The following is a 21,028-nucleotide window of genomic DNA, read 5'->3' on the forward strand; positions in this document are numbered from 1 at the left end:
TGAGCTGACTTCATGTTACTATGGGGCTCTCTGATTTTATCGACAATAGATCAGTTTTAATATCAGTTTTAATATTAAATTTAATATCAAGTTTAACATCAAATTTAAGATCCAGTTTGAGATCGAGTTTAAGATCAAACTGATCTATAAATAAATCTAATTTATAAATCTAATTTAGTTTAGCCGCTGTTTAATATTGTTGATGATTCTTGTTGATGATTCTTGTTGATGATTCTTGTTGATGATTCAGCTTAAATATTACTTAAATATTATTGCTTAAATATTGAATTAACAGATTGTTAATAATTATTGAACACTATTGAGCGGTTATCGAATGGCTATTTAATGTGAGTCAAGAGTTCTATTGCTATGCATGATCAATCTTCTATTTCTCCTTATCCCATTTTAGATCCTCAAACGGTTCCTATCACCGGAAATATGATGATAGAAGCCTCTGCAGGCACGGGAAAAACCTACACGATTACACTCTTAGTATTGCGATTGTTGCTCGGCTTAAATGAGGATAAGACGCCTAAAAAGCTTCCTGAAATCTTGATAGTGACCTTTACTAATGCCGCAACTGCAGAGCTTAAAGAGCGTATCTATAGTCGAATTGTTGAGTTAAAACGTACATTTTTACAACATATGTTGGGAGAAACGGTAGCTGATTCGGCACTTTTAGCGCTTGTTGAAGCTTATCTAGCGGCCCCTCAGCCGCTCTCCTTAGCTCAGGAGAGTGAGGCAATATTTGCGGAAGATTCCCCTCAAGCTCCACGTTATCATGCGGCGCTTAACCTTCTGATTGAAGCGGAAGGCGCGATCGATCAGGCAGCGATTTTTACAATTCATGCATTTTGTCAACGACTTCTAAAAGAGAACGCTCTCGATCTAGGGCAACCTTTTAACTTCGAATTGGTAGAGGATCTCTCAGATTATTATCGAGAGGCGGTTTACCATTTTTGGCGAGAAGAGTGTTATCCCCTCTCTTTAACGGCGGCAAAGACCGTACAAACAATTTTCGGTGTACCACTAGCACATGAGGTGCGAGATAACCGCTTCTTTCAACGAAGAGGACTTAATCTTCTCGATAAAATCTCCCCACTCCTTCGGGATCCTTCACTTATTAGAAGCGATCTCTGGCAACAGAAAGGATGGGGGCAGATCGATTGTCTACAGCAACTGTTAGATCAGTTGCAAATAGAAGTTGAAGCGATGAAAGCGGTGATTCGCAGTGATTTTAGCCTCGATGATTTTATCCATCTGATAGATCTTGTCGGCTTAAAGAAGCAATCTTACCGCTCCGATCTGATAAGAAAATATCATGCCTCTTTGATGCATTGGGTGGAGAGCGATTCCATCCTTCCTTTTCCCGATCAAGATAAGTTCTCTCTTAGCCATATGGAGAGCCGTTTGATGAAAAATGGCGATCTGCGCCAAATGCCGGAGAGGCTCTATCAGCTCTTTACCGATTTAGAGTCACTCCATACGATTCCTATCATCTGCTGCCACTATGCGGGATATCGAGTCTCTGAAGTTTTGCAACAGATGAAGCAAGAAGCACATATCTTAGGATTTGATGATCTACTCTCACAGCTCGATCAGAAGAGTTTAACGGCAACAGAAGGTTTTTTGGAAGCACTGCACCTTCGTTATCGCGCTGTTTTAATTGATGAGTTCCAGGATACGGATCATCAGCAACTTGCGATTTTTAGCCGGCTCTTCTTCGATTATCCGGAGATACCTTTTGTGATGATTGGTGATCCAAAGCAATCGATCTACCGTTTTCGTGGGGCTGATATTCACTCCTACTTAGGGATTAAGGCGCATATTACAGAGATCTATACGCTCAATACTAACTATCGCTCTGGTGAGCTGCAGGTTGCTGCCGTTAATCGTCTTTTTGGTTTAAGAGCGGCAATTAATCCCCCTTTTATTGAGAAAAATATTCCCTTTATCGAGATTAAGACACCTGCATCCGCGGCGGAGACTCAACTTCTCCTGCCGAATCAACCCGCCTCGGGTATCACCTTTTTGGAATATCAGCCGACCCCTGTAGAAGGGGAGAGAGATGCCGAAGAGAAGGAGGATGAAGCAAAGGATGCTAATAGCGTTAAGAGTTTTAAGAGTCCTAAGAGCCTTAAAAGTACAAAGGCTTTGACCCTTAACAATAGCGATTTTCAAGAACAGATGGCCGCAGCAACTGCACAGGAGATCGCAACGCTTTTAACAGAAGGGGTGCTAAAAAGTGAAGATGGTGTTCGCGCGATCTCCCCTGAGGATATTACCATCTTAGTGCGCTCTGGTTATGAGGCGGATATTATTCGGAATGCTCTCCGAAAAGTTGGAGTGAATGCGGTCTATCTATCGGAGAAGAGTTCCATCTTCGATGCCGGCAATAGTATTGCGCTTGATCTCTACCTCTTTCTCTATAGCCTACTCTTTATGCATGATCGAAAAAAGGTGATGCAATCGATCGGATCTCTGCTCTATGGTCTTTCAGTTGCGGAGTATGAAGCCTTGATGAGTGATCCCGATGCCTTTGAAAACCTCTTAACGGAGCGGTATCAACTGCGTGAAATTTGGGAGAAGCAGGGGATTTTAGCGATGATTCGAACCTTTATGGTCAGGGAGAATCGTCTTGCAAAATTATTAAAGCTCGAAAATGGTGAGCGATATGCGAGTGATCTTTTTCACCTCGCCGAGATTCTTCAGCGTGAGTCATTTAGCAATGGTGAGGCATTACTTCTCTGGTTGCATGACAAGATCTTTAATGTGGGAGGAAAGCAGCAAGAGAAGATTCGGCTTGAGAGTGACTTTAAGACATTACAGATCATGACGATCCATAAGTCGAAGGGATTAGAGTTTCCGATTGTATTTCTGCCTTTCGCTCTCTTTAAAGGGCGTACTGAAAAGGGGGGAATCTATATTGATGAGGCTAAAAATCGGCGCTATATCTATCCTGAAGAGAGTACGCCGGAGATTGAAGCCTATTTTCTAAAAGAGAATTTAGCAGAAGATATCCGCTTACTCTACGTTGCTCTGACACGGGCAAAGTTTCATACTTATGTTGGTTTTACTCGTGTGTTGGATAAAAAAGCGTATCAAGATAATGCACTCTCTTACTTGATGGGGATTGGTGGTCGTGATGAGGATCTATCTCGCTTTTTTGAGGCTGCAATTGCACATCGACCTTTTTCTGAAGAGGATCTAAAAGCGCCCCAATCGATTCGACTCAATCTTATTAATGAGCAACTTTCACCTCGAGAGCCGGCACAATTTAAGCGACATTTAGCCCCCTTATGGCGTTTCACTAGCTTCTCTAATCTCTCTTACAATGCCAAAAGTAGCACGCCGATTCCTCAGTTATTAGATGATGAAGTTGAGATCGATATTCAGAGTGATAGGGATAGTGATAGAGGTAGTGATAGAGGTAGTGATCTCGATCTTGCGCCATCTTCCACAGTATCGTCATGGGAGATGGCAGATGAGCCGATCGTTTTAGAGCGATTCTCCCATTTTCCTAAAGGTGCGATTACCGGTAACTTCATCCATGATCTATTAGAGCGTTATCAGCCCACACAATTGGAAGATCGGCAACTTTTGACGCGTCTAGTCGAGGAGAATTTTATCCATCTTGTCTCCGTAGCTGATCTTCCGATATTAGTGGAGGAGCTTCAGCTCTGGCTGACCTCTATCTTTAATGCAGATCTCTCTTTGTCTCAAAATTTAGCGATGATTTTGGAGGGAGATCGCAAGGTTCGGGAGTTGGAGTTTATCTTCCCCATTAATCAGCGAATCGATGCTCACTCTTTCAATCATCTTCTCAATCAGCAGCAGCGGCGAGAAGTGGAGAGTGCGTTAGATTTTGAGAGATTAAGTGGTTTTCTCCGAGGATTTATCGATCTCTTTTTTGAGGTCGATGGAAAGTTTTATGTTGCTGACTATAAGAGCAACTATCTTGGGCCACTGCCGGAAGATTATAATCAAGATACGATGCAGCGCTCTATCGATCACGCTTACTACGATCTACAATATCTACTCTATACAGTGGCGGCAGTTAAATTTCTACAAAATCAGCGTCCTGATTTCGATTATGAGCGTGATTTTGGGGGTGTCTACTATCTCTATCTACGAGGAATGGTGCCGGAGGGTGCAAGTGGTATCTACTATATTAAGCCTGATTATGCTTTGATTGAGTCATTGATGAAATTATTGGGATTAGATCGAGCTGAGGACTCCTTCAGTGAAGAGAGCGTAGAAGAGATGGAGCAAGATCAATGGATGGATGAGGCGGAAATGGATGAGGAGGATCAGTAGATGAAGATCGAAAAGAGAAATGAGCGGGAAGAGGTACCGAGCGTAAGTGTCTCTCTTCCCATCTATTTTCAGCAGCTCTTCCCGGAGGTTGAGGCGTTAGAGGCGCTTCTACAAAAAAAACATTTAAATAGGGCGGAGCGTCGTACTTTGCAACGCTTGCTAAAATCGCTATTACAGAAATGGGTAGAGCGTCGTTACTTGAGTTATATCGATCTCTATTTTGCTGAATTTATTGCACAAAATTGTCAGATTGAATCTCCTCGTCATTGGCTCGGTTACACCTTTATCCTACTACTTTTGAGCCGGGCTTACGGTTATGGGCATACAGCATTACCGATCGCTTACTTAGAGAATCCTAAGCAGTGGTTTTCTGAGGTGGAAGATCCCGCACGGTTGAGTATTATCTCTGGTTTTATTGCATTGCTCTTAGGGAGCGATTCGGGGCGAAAATCGCAAGATGAATTGAATGAATCCAATCGGTTAAATAGATGGAATGAGTCGAATAAGTCGAGCGAGTCGAATGAGGGCGCTAGGTTGGCTAATTTTTGGCAGGAGGTTTTGCAATCGATTCAACTTCCCTTAGTTCGGGTAGAGCAGACACTCTATCTTGATCGCAATTATGCGCAGGAGAATGTGATTATCGACTTTTTTGCGCAACAACGCTCTATCTCGCTTCTAGATGAGGAGGTTAGCTTCTTAAAAGAGCGACTCGATGACTATTTTGGTGTGGATAAGTCGCTCAATTGGCAGAAATTTGCAGCGGCGAATGTTCTTCTCAATCCTCTTTCTGTTATCTCCGGGGGGCCGGGAACGGGAAAGACAACGACAGTCTTTAAGATTGCTCAAATTTTGGTGGATCTTCATTTGCGGCAGCGCCAGTTAAAGGCGCGAAAGCAACCGTTTACAATTCTTTTAACCGCTCCGACAGGAAAGGCGGCTGCTCGATTATCGGAGTCGATTTTGGGGCAAATCCGCACTTTACAGCATGATATTGCAACGCTGCCTGAAGTTGAGGAGCAGGCTGTACGACAACAGTTAGCGCTGATCCCGTATAGCGGGCAGACAATTCATCGTCTTCTTCGAATCGATCCCTTAACACGAAAGCCTCACTTTGATCGCTTCAATCCTTTAAGTTTCGATCTTTTGGTGGTAGATGAGGCATCAATGATCGATCAACAGATGATGGTGCAATTGATTGAGGCACTGCCGGAGAAGGGACGAGTGATCTTCTTAGGGGATAAGGATCAGTTAGCCTCGGTAGAGGCAGGGGCCATTATGCATGAGCTCTGCGCAAGAGAGAATTATTCTCAAGAGCATTATCAACAGTTACAGCGTCTGATGAGTGAATCGTTAGAGGCTATTCCCGTGATACCTAATCAGGCCGCTTTTAATTATCTCAGTTTTTTAAAGAAGAGTTATCGTTTTAGTGATGATTCAGCTTTAGGGGCATTGGCGAGAGAGATCAATAATGAAGGGCAGAGTGCTATAGCGGAGCAATATCGAGCGGTTGATAAGCTCTTTAAAAAGGTCTCAACGCCGGCTGATCTCCAAAAGGAGGAGGGATCCCTTTTTTGGAGTCAGCTCCCCTTCTCAACGACACAACTGCTACACTATTTTAAAGAGGCTTATCATGATTATTTGGCGCTTCTTCCGACGGGGCGCGGGATTACATTTGCCGAGAAAGCCTTTAAGTGCTTCAATCAGTTGGGGATTTTAAGTGCAAGAAGAACGGGAGAATATGGGGCGATTGCCCTGAATGAATTGATACGGAAAACGCTCTTTCCAAAACTCTATTTACGGGAATTCTTCCATGGATTACCGATTATGATCACTCACAATAGTATCGATCATCAGCTCTTTAATGGAGATATTGGCCTTATTTTAGAAAATGAGGAGGGAAATCTTCGAGCCTATTTTGAAGGGGTCGATTCAGCGAGAGTCTTCTCCATTCATGCCTTACCTAAATTTGAACCAGCATTTGCGATGACAATCCATAAATCGCAGGGGAGTGAGTTTCAGAAGGTAATGCTCTTTTTAGGGAGTGATGCTTCTAGCTTTTTAACTAAAGAGCTTTTCTATACGGGGGTTACTCGGGCGCGTTCTTCAGTTCATCTTTTTGCAACGGATGAAGCATTAAAGGCAGCATTAATGGGGCGAGTCGATCGTTATAGTGCGATTCATGATAGACTAAGTCAGAAGCTATTGACGACAGAAGTTACCGCAAAAGAGTACTCATAGAAGTGAAAGCTTGCGACAAAGACTCTAAATGAGAGATCGGGGAAAATGAGATCGTAGCTAAAGTTGTTACTGAAGATGGTTACAGGAAAGAAATAGAAAAGTAACAGGGAAGTAGAGTGGTGATAGTCGAATAATAAGAGAAACAAGAACAATAATAGGAATAATAACAATAAGGATCATATGGCAAAAATAGATCAATTACAGGAGCTAAGAGAAGCTCCCATTAAAAAATTGTTGTGGAAATACTCACTGCCCGCCATTATCGGAAGTAGTGTTGCTGCACTTTACAATATCATCACTCGATATTTTGTCGGGAATGCAGAGTATCTTGATGATCATGCATTGAGTGCTATGGGCATAGCCTTACCCGTTATGACAATGATCGCTGCCTTTGGAATGTTAGTCGGGGCGGGAGCGGGAAGTCGCATCTCGATCTACCTTGGAAATGAGGATTATGATCGCGCCGAATCGGTCGTAGGAACATCGCTTCTTCTTACCTTAACAATAACCTTAACGGTCTCTTATGGAATGTATCTCTTCTTAGATCATTTGGTCTATCTTTTAGGGGCGGATGAGTTTACCTACCAATACACCCATGATTTTCTACGCTATTTTTTGCCGGGGGCGATCTTCTCTAACCTCTGCTTTAGTTTTAATAATATGATGCGGGCATCGGGTCATCCTCGAAAGGCGATGTATACGATGCTTCTCACGCTTGTTGTTAATCTTGTTCTAGCGCCCCTTTTTATCTATGTTTTAAAATGGGGAATTAAAGGTGCGGCAATTTCAATTGTGTTGTCGATGGTTGTCGGAACCATCTTTGTTATGGCTCACTTTATGAGTCACTCGACACTTTTACGGTTTCGGCTTGCGAAAATTCGATATAACTGGTCGATTACAAAGGCTGTCTTAAGTATCGGGATGTCTCCTTTTATTATGAATGTTGTCTCTGCTGCGATTATCTTTATTATTATTCGGCAGGTTAAGATCTACGGGGGTTCATTAGGCGTTGCCGCTTATACAATTGCTAATATTACACTGATGCTAGTTGTCTTAGTATTATTGGGATTGACGCAAGGAATGCAGCCGATAGTAGGGTATAGTTACGGTGCTGGTGCATTTGATCGCCTAAGAGAAGCATTGCTCTATACCATTAAAGTAGGCATCTGCATCGGTCTAATTGCCGCTGTGATAGGGGTATTCTTCCCTGCATTGGTGGTACGACCTTTTAATCCCTCTGAAGAGCTTGCGCAGGTTACGATGAGTTCAATTCGGATCGTTACTTTGCTCTTTCCGCTTGTGGGTTTTCAGATGGTGGTGACAATCTTCTTTCAGAGTATCGGGATGGTAGGGCATTCGATCTTCTTGAGCCTCAGTCGTCAGATTATCTTTCTGATCCCGGCACTCTTTATTTTGCCAAATTTACTGCCGAGCTGGGGAGTCTCTGCGATTGATGGTGTTTGGGCGGCAATTCCGGTGGCTGATTTTCTCTCGGCATTTTTAGCAGCCTTACTCTTATGGTTGCAATTGCGCGAGTTTAAAAAGATGAGATTAAGAGGAGAGATGGATGAAAACAAGAGATAATGAGAGCGAAAAGAGAGATCAATACTCTCAAGAAATCGACTCTAAAGTTAGTCATTCTAAAGAGGGCACTTCCAAAGCAAGTGGGCGAAGGATCTTAAATCGAGACTTTCAGAAGATGAGTTACTCAAGAATGATTTTTTCAGGATTAGGGAATCTTGTCTTACTTATTATCTGTTTCTGGATTCATTGGAGTTTAGGCGTTCTCTTTATGATCTTCTGGCTCTTTATTTTACCCTATCTTGATATGCGCCGGTTACGGCGTTATGAGGCTGAAAACCCTACGCCGCTCCCTCCTAAAGATTCATTTGATGATACCCCTTTTTTAGATGATCCATCCGAGACTCAATCCAATAAGCAGGGGGATGATCAATGGAAAGCGTGGGATGATTGGGATGCGTGGGGAGAAGAGGGTAATGGAAAGGGTGCTGGAGAGGATGATATAGAGAGTGGCAAAAAGGATTATGGAAAGAGTGAGGGAAAAGAGTAGTGATCAGAGAGTAATGATCAGCAGCAGGGGTGATCTTCTCTAATCATCCCTGAGCTTCTCTAATGACGAGATCTAGATGTTACTGATAGATCTCCTCATCATCCATCTCTTCCATTTCAATTGCTTCAATCTCCTCAATTGCTCGGATCTGCTCTTCACTCATCGGCGTGTCATCAGGCTCGATCATCTCAATCTCTTCGATAAAGAGCTCTTCATTATAAGCCGCACAATGGGCAAATCCCTCTTCAAAGCGGGGATCATCAATCTTTGTCATTAAGGTTTCAATAAAGGGAAAATCAGATTCTTCAATATTAGCGTAAGAGAGTTTTCCACTTAACGCGACAATGAGGAAATCCTCCTCTTTTTTATCAAGAGGAATATTGGGGAGATTATTGCGATAGACATCAGCAACACAGTGGCAATACTCATCATTGGCGATCTCCTCTTGTTGACAGTAGAGAAGATAGGCATTGGCAATTCGATCTGCAGGACGCTCTTTTATTTTGCTCTTTGCTTCAGTAATCGAAAAAAACGAAAGCATTCCAAGCAGCATTAAAAGAGTTATCTGTAAGGTTGATCGAGTTATCGAGCGCGTTAACGATGCCATCATAGAGAGATCCTTGTTTAAATTATGTCCTAGTCTGTTTTTTATAGTTTTTATCGATTTTATTAATGAAGTCGCCGATATAACCATCGATATCGTCACTGAGTATACTCGCTGAGTATCGTCATTGATCTGAGTGATCGATATTAGTTATCGATATGAGCCATAGATATTAGTCATAGGTATTAGCCATAGAGATAAAGAATCTATATTAGATCTTTATCTCGATAGATCCCTTCGATCGATATATCATATACTCTATAAGCTTAGTTTCAGTTCGTTCAGTGTAGTCGATTGTACCTTTGATCGCAATGTTACCGCTTCTATCTTCGCTTTTGATATCACTATTATTATCCCAATAGCTTATCTCAATAGTTTATTTCAATAGCATTGCAGCTATTCTCATTGTACCTATTTACTTTGACTATTATGAATATCGGAAGGGATTAAGATTGCTCTTTCTCATAGAAACTCTCAATCTCTGCAATGGGTTTTAAGCGCATGGTACCTTTATCAACGGCAATAAAGGCCGAGGAGAGGAAGAGTGCCTCTTTAACATTATGTGTTACATAGAGAATAGGGATATTGAAGCGATCGGGGATTTCAATCAGATAACTTAAAATCTCCTCTTTTCGTGCTTGATCAAGTGCCGATAAGGGTTCATCCATCAGAAGAATGTTCGGTGAGCTCAGCAGTGCCCGCCCGATTGAGATTCGCTGCTTCTCCCCACCTGAGAGATAAGCGATTCGTTTTTTAAGAAGAGGTTTAATTCCAAGAAGTGTCACAATATCTTCAAAAAGTATCTCATTTTGCTGCTTCATCCCATAGTGGAGATTTTTTTCTACCGAGTAGTGGGGAAAGAGCGTTGGATCTTGAAAGACATAGCCAATTCCCCGTTTATGAATAGGAAGAGAGATCTTTTTATCAGTATCTAAGATAATTTTATCATTGATCTCGATGAGCCCTTTTTGTGGTGTCATCTTGCCGGAGATAAAGTTAAGTAGCGTCGTTTTTCCCGATCCGGAAGGGCCAAAGATTGAGGTAATTCCTTTTGGGGGAAGTGTTAAGTCCGCTTTAAAAGTGAAATCTTGAAAAGGATGGGTAATATCGATTTTAATCATAAGATGGTTACTCTTGTTCGACTGATCAGGTTTAAATATTGTTGCAAATTAGAGGGCACTAGACATTAACCTATTAGCAGCGTTAAGTGATAAGTTACGCTAAGCCTAATCGTTTTTTATGCGCTCGCTGAAGGGCTTCAGAAAGAATTAAAGCAACAAAGGAGATACCGATGGCGATAATACAGAGTCGCATCGTTTCTGCTTCCTGATTGGGCGTTTGAATCAATGTATACATTGCAAGAGGAAGCGTTCTTGTTTCACCTGGAATATTGGACACAAAGGTAATTGTTGCACCAAATTCCCCTAAAGATCGGGCAAAAGCTAGAACGACGCCGGCAATAATACCCGGCATTGAAAGGGGGAGTGTCACCGTAAAAAACATCTTCAATCGTGATGCCCCGAGGCTACGAGCTGCAAACTCTAAGTTTCGATCAATCGATTCAAAGCTAATGCGAATCGCCTGTACTAAGAGCGGAAATGAAACTACAGCAGAGGCGAGCGCAGCCCCTTTCCAGTTGAAGCTAAAAGAGATCCCAAATACTTGATCGATCCACTTTCCCACATACCCATTTTTTCCCATAGTGATTAAGAGAAGATAGCCGATTACAACGGGGGGGAGAACAAGGGGGAGATTGATAAAACTATCTAGGATACTTTTGCCTTTGAAATTTTTTCGGGCAAGAATCCAGGCAAAGAGGATGCCGACAGGTAAGCTTGCCGCAATGGCAACCCCACCAATTTTAAGACTTAAGAGAATGATCGACCATTCATACTCGGATAGAAACATTAATAGAACCCTCTACTTAGATTAACGCGATGAGTCTTAACGCAATAAGTCAATTTCATGATGGTAGTTTTATGGTAAAACTAAAAATTGAGAGATAACAGAACAATATAAAAAAACGGTAAAAAAAATGATATAAAAAAACATATTCACATAAGTTAAGGGGGACTTATGTGAATATGTAGGCTCTACCAGCAATTAGAAGTGATTTTAAAGAGAGATTCTAACAGCTTGGTATCTTTTATTGTTCATCCCCTTTCGATTATTAAATTTGTAACTAATCGCTTATTGCCTCTAAAGTTAAAGATGACAAGCGATTGAAGCTTAGGGAGAACATTAAAATCGATTCATGCTAAAAACCACTACTTTTTAGCAGGGATAGCAAAACCATATTTTTTGAAGATAGTTGCTGCATCATCACTTAAGAGGTAGTGATAAAATCCTTCTGTTGCAGGTGTTGCTCTATCTTTTAAGATCGCAATAGGATATTCGATCGGCTCATGAAGGTCATCAGGGAAGGTTGTAACTGTTTTAACTTTTTGGCTCACACTTGCATCTGAAGAGTAGACAACACCTAAGTCTGCCTCTTTAACTTCAACAAGCAAAAGGGCGGCGCGAACGTTTTGTGCTGCAGCTACTCGAGGCTCAACCGTTTTCCAAACCCCTAGTTTCTCGAAAGATTCTTTCGCATAGAGACCTGCTGGAACGTGATCAGGATCACCTAAGGCGATACGTGTTTTAGCTAATGCTTCTTTCCAAAATTCATTCGAGGAGAAATCGACCTTATACTCAATTGGATTTTCATTGAAGGTGATCAGTGCAAGCTCATTTTTCACAATATTGGTGCGAGTTGCATTATCAAGAAGGCTCTTCTCTTCAAGATAGTTCATCCAGCTTTGATTAGCAGAGATAAAGATATCAGCCGGCGCACCCTGTTCGATTTGGCGAGCTAAGTTAGAAGAGGAATCATAAAGTGCCTCAATCTCCCCTTTTTTATCTTCTGTTTGATAAGCTACTTTAATCTCATCGATAGCATTTTGGAGTGATGCTGCAGCAAAAACAGTGATGTTGTCTGCCTGAGCAAAGAGACCTGTGGTTGCTAAAATAAGCGTGAGTGCTGTTTTTTTGAATTTTAACATAGTATTCCTTAAGAACAGTGGTAAGTGATTAAAGTTGATATAAAGTGTTAAAGAGAAAACGTATTTATGCTTCTTCGGAGTGAGGGATGTTTATATCATTTTTGGATTATTAAATATTATTGTAAATAACATCCTTGAAATCCTTACAATCGAGATGACAGTGGAAGTAGCAGTGATTAGATAATATTGCTTATTAAAGACTATACGATGATTTTCCCCGATTCGTAATTACCCAAAGTAACTAGATTAAGATCTCAAAAAGAGGCATTCTTGCTATAAATAATTGATATTTTTGAAGATCTAATCTGGAGATCTAATCGATAGAAAGGGTATCGATGGGAGTAGGAAGATGAGAGATTGAAGGGTATGGCTTTAGAGAAATGCCCATTGGAAAGAAAATTCTCTTTAAGTGATTCCGGTATAATGTAAAAATGAAGTTTAAGAAGTTAATTAAGAAGTTAATTATTTTAATGAAATAGGTAGGTAATCAAATAGCTGATCAATACCAAAGCTTACAAATGATTGATTTCAAACAACTAATCACAAACATCTAATCACAAAGATTTAATCAAAATATTCAAATATTCAATTGCAAATAGTCAATCATGCTAATCAATCATCGAGGTAGAGTATGTTAAAAGAGCAAGCACCTAAATTATTATGGCAACACTTTATGGCAATGAGCGCCATTCCTCGCCCTTCAAAGAAAGAGGAGAAAATTTGTCAGTTTTATCGAGATTATGCGAAGCAGAGAGGTTTTCTCTATCGGGAAGATGAAATTGGGAATATTGTGATTGAAAAGCCGGCAACGCCTGGCTATGAAACGGCACCTAAAATTATTTTGCAAGGGCACATCGATATGGTGTGTCAAAAGCGTGAGTCTAGTGATCATAATTTTGATGAAGATCCTCTACAGTTACGGGTAGAGGGCGATTGGCTCTATGCCACGGATACCACTTTAGGAGCAGATAATGGGATTGGTGTTGCTGCTGCCATTGCGATTTTAGAGGATGAAACAGCAGAGCATGGCCCATTAGAGGTGCTTCTCACCGTTGATGAAGAGCAAGGGATGGGGGGGGTGCGCCATCTTCAGCCCCATTGGCTTAAAGGGGAGTATCTTTTAAATCTCGATAGTGAAGAGGAAGGTGTTTGTATTGTCGGTTGTGCCGGCGGGATCGATCTTGTCTTAACAAAACCACTTCACTTTGATCAAGAAGCGCGAGGACTCTTCTATGAAGTGACTGTTGAAGGTCTGCGAGGCGGGCATTCCGGGATCGATATCGATCAAGAGCTCGGGAATGCTAATCAGCTTTTAGCGGAACTTCTTGTGGATTATGCTCATCAATCAGCATTGCGTTTAGCCCTTTTTGAAGGGGGAACATTACGAAATGCGATTCCCCGCTCAGCTCGAGCAATTGTTGCCATTCATGAGGCGCACCAAGCTGATTTTGAAGCGCATCTAAATGAGAAGCGCATCATCTTTAAGGAACGTTTTAAAGGTGTAGATGAAGGTGTGACCGTTCGAGTGGCTAAGGTTGAGCCTCAAGCAACACTTGATGCCGAGAATTCCCAAGAGCTCTTAAATCTACTGTTACTTCTTCCAAGTGGCGTGATTCGCCGTTCAACTGAACTCCCCATTGTTGAGACAAGTTGTAACTTAGGGGTTGTCACAATCAATGAAGAGATGGGGTTGATGGCCGAACTATTAGCGCGTTCTGTGACGCATCATGGCGTTGATCAAGTCCGCTCTTGTGTGAAGGCATTAGCGATTATGGTGGGCGCATTTCTTGAAGAGGGGAATGATTATCCTGCATGGCAACCTAATTTAGAATCGCTCCCTTATTTGAAGCTGTTAGAAGTATATCGTGCTCAAACGGGCGAGGAGATGGAGGTCTCTGTGATTCATGCCGGTTTAGAGACAGGATTGTTAGGTGAGAAATATCCTCAATTACAGATGGTCAGTTTCGGTCCTACAATTAAGGGTGCACATTCGCCAGATGAGCGGGTTAATATTCCTAGTGTTGAACGTTTCTATGAGTTGTTGAAAGCGCTATTAAAGGCATTAAAAGCATAATTGTTCCCAATAACATTTTTGTGACATTAAGGTGTACACTAACAGTAGCTCAATTTTAAAAATAGCAGAAGGAGAGAATAAGCCATGAGCCAATATAAGAAGATCTATGACTTTGATCAGATCATTAATCGCCGAAATAATAATTCCGATAAGTGGACAGCTTACTCGAAAGAGATCCTCCCGATGTGGATCGCAGATATGGATTTTGTGGCGGCAGATGAGATTATTGAAGGGCTTGTTGCGATGTCACAAAAAGGGGTTTACGGCTATGGAAAGGTGAGACCTGAACGCCTTTTAGAGGCGATTGTCTATCGATTACAACGCCTCTATGGTTGGACCATTGCAAAAGAGAGTATTGTGATGTTGCCAAGTTTAGTCACCGGCTTTAATATTGCTGCCAATATGGTTTATCGCCGTAATCCTAATGCACACTATCTCTACCACACACCTGCCTATCCGCCCTTTATTTCAATTGAGCAGAATGTTGGGACAAAGGGGATCGGTGTTCCTTTAAAAGAGATTGTAGAGGGGCATATTATCCGCTATGAGATTGACTTTGCTTTAATGGAGGAGATGATTACGCCGGAGACAGAGATCTTAATGCTCTGTAATCCGCAAAATCCTTCGGGGCGTGTCTTTACAAAAGAGGAGCTTTTAGAGATAGAGAGATTTGTGATAAAGCACGATTTACTCGTTCTCTCAGATGAGATTCATGCAGAGCTTGTTTGGGAGGGAGAACATATCCCCTATGCAACGATTTCAGAAGATGCAAAAAACCGTACGATTACATTAATTTCAGCAAGTAAAACCTTTAATCTTCCTGGTTTAAGTGGAGGCTTTGCTATTATTGAAAATGAGGCATTACGGGATGAGTATCATAAAGCGATGATTGGATTGGTCCCTAGAATGAATGTATATGCAATTAAAGGGGCAGAGCTTGCTTTCGATTATGGTGATGAGTGGTTAAGTCAATTAAAAGAGTACCTTATTGCTAATCGTGATCATGCGGTTGCTGAACTCTCTAAAATTGAAGGATTACGTCTTGTTGTTCCAGAAGCGACATTTCTACTTTGGCTCGATTTTTCTAATACAGCCCATAAAGATGAAGCTTATAAACGGCTTCTAGAGGCGGGCGTTGCCTTAAATGATGGGAAAACTTTTGGCGTCGGTGGACATTATGTTCGATTAAACTTCGGAACCTCAAGAGAGCTATTAGATAAAGCGATCTCTATTATTCAAAATTCTTTACAGTAATAGGATCTTTAATAGGATATTTGTGGAAAATAGATCGTGATCAGTTTTCTGTTTCCTATTTTCCGTTTTATTGGGGGAATCTGTTGATGATAAGTATCCCCTTCTAAAAATGTGGGAATGCTTGTTCAGTTTTGCATAAAAAATCATCATCCTTGTGAAAACTCTTTTACCTATAGTAAAAGAGTTTTTTTTATGGGATCTCTTTTAAAAAGTCTTCGATTTCAATTCTTCAAATGATCGCTCTATTAGCGCTTTATCTTAATAATGATTTTCTGGTTATTGTTGATAATTTTAATCAATTTTCATTTTTTTAATCAACGCCTCAGCTCTATCTACAAACAATTACATTGCTATAAATAATTTTAAGATAAAGTTGCTATTGTGTTACTCATCTTATTGATTTTTATCTTCTTTTTATTTTATTTTTATTTCTATTTTCATTTAATATTCTGTTTTGTGAGGAGATATGAGCAGTATTTAATTGATGAAATCAGGGTTATCTAGCCGTTAATTCGAATACTAGGGTGTCCGTCAGTCGTTAATGGAACACCATGAGATCGGTAACGGAGAATTAAAAGATGATTAAAAGATGATATTACCGATAGTGATATTAATTTCTGTATACCAATCGTTATTCACTGAATATTTTAAGAGCTGTCTTATGATTAAGAACGAATCGTCTAATGATATATATATTTATATACTATGTGGGTGTTTGTGCTTATCCTTACCTTAAATGCTGTTTAAGATTCTGTTTAGGGTATAGCTCTACTTAGCGTGATCTTAAGAGTCAAGTTGACAGCATTAGTCAGATTATGGTGCGGATTTGCCGATGATTCATTAGATGAGTAATTAGACGGGTAATTACTTAAAGGTAAAACAGTATTCGATATCACTACGCAATGAAGAGGGATTATATTTTTATTAGTTAGAGGGTAACCCCATTTTAAACGATCACCTAGCCCACAATAAAAACGGGCTAGGTTTTAACGTGCTAAATTTTTGTTACATCTTAGCTACTAGATTCATTAGAGGTAGACATTTTATGAAAACAAGTCGAAAAACTCACCACCATCTATTAGAGGAAGAGATTCAATTAGAGGATTTTCTAGAGTTAGATACTCCTGCGGTTGATGATGCTGAGGCGGAGGGGATCGATGAGTTTGAGTGTATTTTACAAAGAAGTGATGATCAATTTCGCGGGACAGATGATCTTCTTTATCGCTATTATACAGAAGTTGGGCGCTATCCGCTATTAACGGCAGAAGAGGAGAGAAAATATGGACTTCTAGCCCAAAAAGGGGATAAGCGAGCGAGAAATATTTTGATACAGAGCAATTTGCGTCTTGTTGTCATGATCGCTCGCCGGCAGCAACGGCAAGGAATTGATCTACTAGACCTGATATCGGAGGGGAATTTAGGGCTTAATCACGCTATTGAAAAATATGAAGCCGAGCGAAATTATCGTTTTTCAACCTATGCGGTTTGGTGGATTCGGCACTATATTAGTAGTGCAATTATGAATCAGAGCCGAATTATTAGAGTTCCTGTCCATGTTAATAAGGCGATAGCTCGTTTAGTTAGAATCGCTAAAGAGTTAGCGCAAACGCTTAAGAGAGAGCCGACTATCAAGGAACTGGCAAAGGAGAGTGGTCTGACCATTTATGAGGTTATGAATCTTCTAGCCGATAATGAGGCGATCTTCTCTCTCGATGCATTGATTACTCAAGAGGGAGATGGGCAAGATTTTCACCATATTATTCCCGATCAGGAGAGTCTCGATATTCCCGATCAATTGACAAAGCTAGAGAAGTCTTCAGTATTAGAATCGATCTTAGATTCTTTAGAGGAGAATGAGAAAGCGGTGATTATCTATCGTTTCGGCTTAAATGGACGTCGGCAGAAGACATTAGATGAGACTGGTGAAAAGCTCTCTTTAACACGGGATCAAGTACGCTATCTACAGATGAAAACATTAGAGAAGATGAAGCGGCTTCTTGATGATCAGAAGGTGGAGATAAATGATCTGCTCTATGAATAGAGGGTATCGAAGGGAAAATATGCTTGAAATCTTAAAATAAAGCCCCATTAATTCTCTGTAGGCTCTCCCATTGAGAGAGTTAGAAAATGCGTTCCCGCGAAACATTCTAAGTATCAGAATCGAATGAATCGTGTTATAATGATCCGCTAAAAAAATATAAAGCTAGCGGTAGCGCGTTTGTCCGTGTACTTATTAATTGAGGGTGTCATTCTAAGTTATGAGCAATCAGTCAGATCAAAAAAAGCAGGATCAGCTTAAAAAAGAGCAAATTAAAAAGCTTATCGCTTTTGGTAAAGAGCAGGGATATCTTACCTTTGCTGAGGTTAACGACCATCTTCCAAAAGGAATGGTAGACCCTGAGCAGATCGAAAGCATCATTGCGATGATCGAAGATATGGGGATCTCTGTGCATGAAGAGGCGCCAGATGAAGACACTTTAATGTTAAGTGAAAGTGTTGATAGTGACGACGCGGTTGAGGAAGCAGCAGAAGTATTAGCCAATATTGATGATGAAGAGATTGGTCGTACCACAGATCCTGTTCGTATGTATATGCGCGAGATGGGAACGGTTGATCTTTTAACGCGTGAAGAAGAGAAGCAGATTGCGATTCGTATCGAAGAGGGAATTCAATCTTCACTTAACTCTTTAGCGCTCTATGTTCCGGCGACTTATCATCTTATCGACTCTTATCATGAGGCGATCAAAGAAGAGGGGCGTATTACCGATTTGGTGGTAGGCTTTATCGATCCAAGTTTCTTCCTTGAAGATGAGGAGAAAGAGGATGAAGAGGTTGAAGTTGAAGATACTGCAACCGGTCCAGATCCTGAAGTATTAGCAACAAAAATTGCAGAACTTCAAGCGATTGTTGATGAACTCAATGCTATTAAAGAGAAAGAGGGGGCAACGAGTAAGTCTGATCGTATCAAAGAGGTAAAATCAGCGCTTCGTGAGAAATTCCTCGAGTTTCAATTAGCGCCTAAATTCCAAGCTGAAATGTATGATCGTTTACGTGAGACGATCGATCGCATTCGTCCTTTAGAGCGTAAGATTATGCAGATCTGTATCAGTAAGGCAAAGATGCCGAGAACAGAATTCTTAAAAATCTTCCCAAGAAATGAAGCTAATAAGTCGATCTTTAAAGATGATATCTTTAAACGTAAGGCAAAATATGTTGAAGCGTTATTAGAGTATGATAAGCATATCTATGAGTATCAGGATCGATTAGCGAAGATTGAACAAGAGACCGATTTAACCATCTATGAGATTAAAGAGATCAATCGTCAAATCTCTATCGGTGAGGCACAGGCGCGTCGAGCTAAAAGAGAGATGATTGAAGCAAACTTGCGTCTTGTGATCTCCATTGCGAAAAAATATACTAACCGAGGCCTTCAGTTCCTAGATCTTATTCAAGAAGGGAATATTGGTTTGATGAAGGCGGTTGATAAGTTTGAATATCGCCGTGGTTATAAGTTCTCTACCTATGCAACTTGGTGGATTAGACAGGCGATCACGCGTTCTATTGCTGACCAAGCAAGAACAATTCGTATCCCTGTACATATGATTGAGACAATCAATAAGCTCAATCGTATCTCTCGTCAACTTCTTCAAGAGCTCGGACGTGAAGCAACACCTGAGGAGATTGCAATTGCAATGGGTGAAACTGAAGAGCGTGTTCGTAGAGTTTTAAAAATTGCTCGCGAACCTGTCTCGATGGAGACGCCGGTAGGTGATGATGAAGATTCAAGCTTAGGTGATTTTATTGAAGACGTTTATGCTGTCTCACCCATTGAATCTGCAACTGATGAGGGCTTAAATGAAGCAACTCGTGAGGTATTAGATACCTTGACAGCGCGTGAAGCTAAGGTGCTAAGAATGCGTTTTGGAATCGATATGAATACCGATCATACCTTAGAAGAGGTGGGTAAGCAGTTTGATGTAACTCGTGAGCGTATTCGTCAGATTGAGGCAAAAGCATTGCGTAAATTACGCCATCCTAATCGCTCAGAAGGCCTTAAGAGCTTCTTAGATGCGGATTAAGAGTGATCGGTTTCTTACTTAAAGCGATCTCATTAAAAAAGATGTAAGCTATCGATTAAACGGTGAGAGATTCATCAATTAAAAATTTATCAACTAAAAATTGATCGATTATGAATAAGCCCCGAGTTATTATTTGAGTGATACTCGGGGATTTTTGTTTCTTTAGATAGCATCGTTTTTATGGCATCTGCTTTTATGCTGTTTCTATTGCGCTTGTTTTATTCATTGCCTACATTGGTGGTATCGGTTTGCATAGGTTTACTATCTAGATTTCTATAATATTTTCGATATTTTCGATATTTTCGATATTTTGAAAGACAAATTAAAGATAAAATAATGAAGAGTATAAAATTTTCTGTAGCACCCATGTTAGATTGGACAGATCGACATTGTCGTTACTTTTATCGGGTTATGAGTAAAGAAGCGCTTCTCTATAGTGAAATGGTAACGACCGGTGCTATTTTGTATGGTGATCGAGATCGCCATCTCTATTTTGAAGAGGCAGGTCCTGTGGCTCTACAGCTAGGAGGATCAGATCCAGAAGATTTGGCGAAAGCAGCAAAGATCGGTGAGTCCTATGGATATAGTGAGATTAACCTTAATTGTGGTTGCCCTTCAGATCGAGTACAGAAAGGAAGCTTTGGGGCATGTTTAATGGCAGAGCCGAAGCTTGTTGCGGAGTGTTATCAAGCAATGGCAGAGGCGACCTCATTGCCGGTGACTATCAAGACCCGCATCGGTATTGATCATGAAGAGAGTTATGATTTTTTAGCCAATTTTATCGATCAAGTGGCGGGTAAAGGTTGTCAGCACTTTATTTTACATGCCCGTAAAGCTTGGTTATCGGGGCTCTCACCTAAAGAGAATCGTGAAATACCGCCACTCAATTATGAGAGAGTCTTTGAGATTAAACAAAATTATCCAGAGCTTGAAATCGCGTTAAATGGAGGAATTGCAGATTTAGTGCAGGCAAAGCAGCTTTTAGAAAGTGTTGATAGCGTGATGTTAGGCCGCTCTATCTATCATAATCCTTACCAAATGAGTTATGTTGATCAGCAGATATTTGAAAAGGATGAGCCGATTAAGGATCGTTATGAGATTATTATGGAGATGGAGCCTTATATTACAAAGCATCTCAATAATGGAGGGCGATTAAATCATATTGTTAAACATATGTTAGGATTGTTCCATGAAGTCCCAAGAAGTCGCCTCTGGCGTCGCTATTTAAGTGAAAATATGCATAAAGAGGGAGCTGATTTTCAAGTTGTATTAGATGCTTATCGTCAGTTAACTGTATAAATTTTGATTGTTTTTCATAGATTAATCACACTTTTTTAGTATATTAGA

At 40.7% G+C, this 21,028-nt stretch carries 13 protein-coding genes; 9 read left to right on the forward strand and 4 right to left on the reverse strand.

The genetic code is table 11. From position 1 onward, the window contains the following. Positions 1-369 precede the first annotated feature (369 nt). The 4 genes from recB (at position 370) to DC077_RS05160 (ending at position 8,626) form a co-directional block, all read left to right on the forward strand. A complete protein-coding gene (recB, locus tag DC077_RS05145) occupies positions 370-4,317 on the forward strand; it encodes an exodeoxyribonuclease V subunit beta (protein WP_109217858.1) in 3,948 nt (1,315 codons plus the stop codon). Next, complete coding sequence (gene recD, locus DC077_RS05150; RefSeq protein WP_109217859.1) at positions 4,318-6,555, forward strand: exodeoxyribonuclease V subunit alpha; 2,238 nt, start codon at positions 4,318-4,320, stop codon at positions 6,553-6,555. Positions 6,556-6,735: 180 nt separating this feature from the next. Then, entirely contained in the window at positions 6,736-8,139 is a 1,404-nt protein-coding gene (locus DC077_RS05155; RefSeq protein WP_109217860.1) for an MATE family efflux transporter, read from the forward strand. Continuing rightward, complete coding sequence (locus DC077_RS05160) at positions 8,123-8,626, forward strand: hypothetical protein (RefSeq protein WP_109217861.1); 504 nt, start codon at positions 8,123-8,125, stop codon at positions 8,624-8,626. The genes DC077_RS05155 and DC077_RS05160 overlap by 17 nt, the downstream gene beginning before the upstream one ends. Positions 8,627-8,705: 79 nt before the next feature. Here DC077_RS05160 and DC077_RS05165 read toward each other — a convergent pair whose 3' ends face one another. From DC077_RS05165 to modA, 4 genes are all read right to left on the reverse strand, one after another. Then, positions 8,706-9,236, reverse strand: coding sequence for a hypothetical protein (locus DC077_RS05165; RefSeq protein WP_109217862.1), 531 nt, complete (start codon positions 9,234-9,236; stop codon positions 8,706-8,708). A gap of 440 nt (positions 9,237-9,676) precedes the next feature. Further along, positions 9,677-10,351, reverse strand: a complete 675-nt coding sequence (locus DC077_RS05170) for a molybdenum ABC transporter ATP-binding protein (RefSeq protein WP_109217863.1) — start codon at positions 10,349-10,351, stop codon at positions 9,677-9,679. A gap of 94 nt (positions 10,352-10,445) precedes the next feature. Then, positions 10,446-11,138 carry a molybdate ABC transporter permease subunit gene (modB, locus tag DC077_RS05175; protein WP_109200632.1) on the reverse strand — a complete coding sequence of 231 codons (693 nt, stop codon included), beginning with the start codon at positions 11,136-11,138 and terminating at the stop codon, positions 10,446-10,448. A 359-nt stretch (positions 11,139-11,497) separates the two neighbouring features. Beyond that, positions 11,498-12,274: a molybdate ABC transporter substrate-binding protein gene (gene modA, locus DC077_RS05180; RefSeq protein ID WP_109200631.1), complete on the reverse strand. Its 777-nt coding sequence runs from the start codon at positions 12,272-12,274 to the stop codon at positions 11,498-11,500. A gap of 631 nt (positions 12,275-12,905) precedes the next feature. On the opposite strand from modA, the gene DC077_RS05185 reads away from it, so the two are divergent. The 5 genes from DC077_RS05185 (at position 12,906) to dusA (ending at position 20,980) form a co-directional block, all read left to right on the forward strand. Further along, positions 12,906-14,348, forward strand: a complete 1,443-nt coding sequence (locus DC077_RS05185) for an aminoacyl-histidine dipeptidase (RefSeq protein WP_109200630.1) — start codon at positions 12,906-12,908, stop codon at positions 14,346-14,348. Positions 14,349-14,432: 84 nt separating this feature from the next. Continuing rightward, on the forward strand, positions 14,433-15,602 hold the full coding sequence (locus tag DC077_RS05190; protein WP_109217864.1) for a MalY/PatB family protein: 1,170 nt from the start codon (positions 14,433-14,435) through the stop codon (positions 15,600-15,602). Positions 15,603-16,647: 1,045 nt separating this feature from the next. After that, entirely contained in the window at positions 16,648-17,643 is a 996-nt protein-coding gene (locus DC077_RS05195) for a sigma-70 family RNA polymerase sigma factor (protein ID WP_109200628.1), read from the forward strand. A 217-nt stretch (positions 17,644-17,860) separates the two neighbouring features. Next, positions 17,861-19,681: an RNA polymerase sigma factor RpoD gene (gene rpoD / locus DC077_RS05200; protein ID WP_109200627.1), complete on the forward strand. Its 1,821-nt coding sequence runs from the start codon at positions 17,861-17,863 to the stop codon at positions 19,679-19,681. Positions 19,682-20,014: 333 nt separating this feature from the next. Continuing rightward, entirely contained in the window at positions 20,015-20,980 is a 966-nt protein-coding gene (gene dusA / locus DC077_RS05205; RefSeq protein ID WP_239990330.1) for a tRNA dihydrouridine(20/20a) synthase DusA, read from the forward strand. Positions 20,981-21,028: the final 48 nt, after the last annotated feature.

This window comes from Ignatzschineria cameli, assembly GCF_003121895.1.
In the GTDB taxonomy this organism is placed as follows: domain Bacteria; phylum Pseudomonadota; class Gammaproteobacteria; order Cardiobacteriales; family Wohlfahrtiimonadaceae; genus Ignatzschineria; species Ignatzschineria cameli.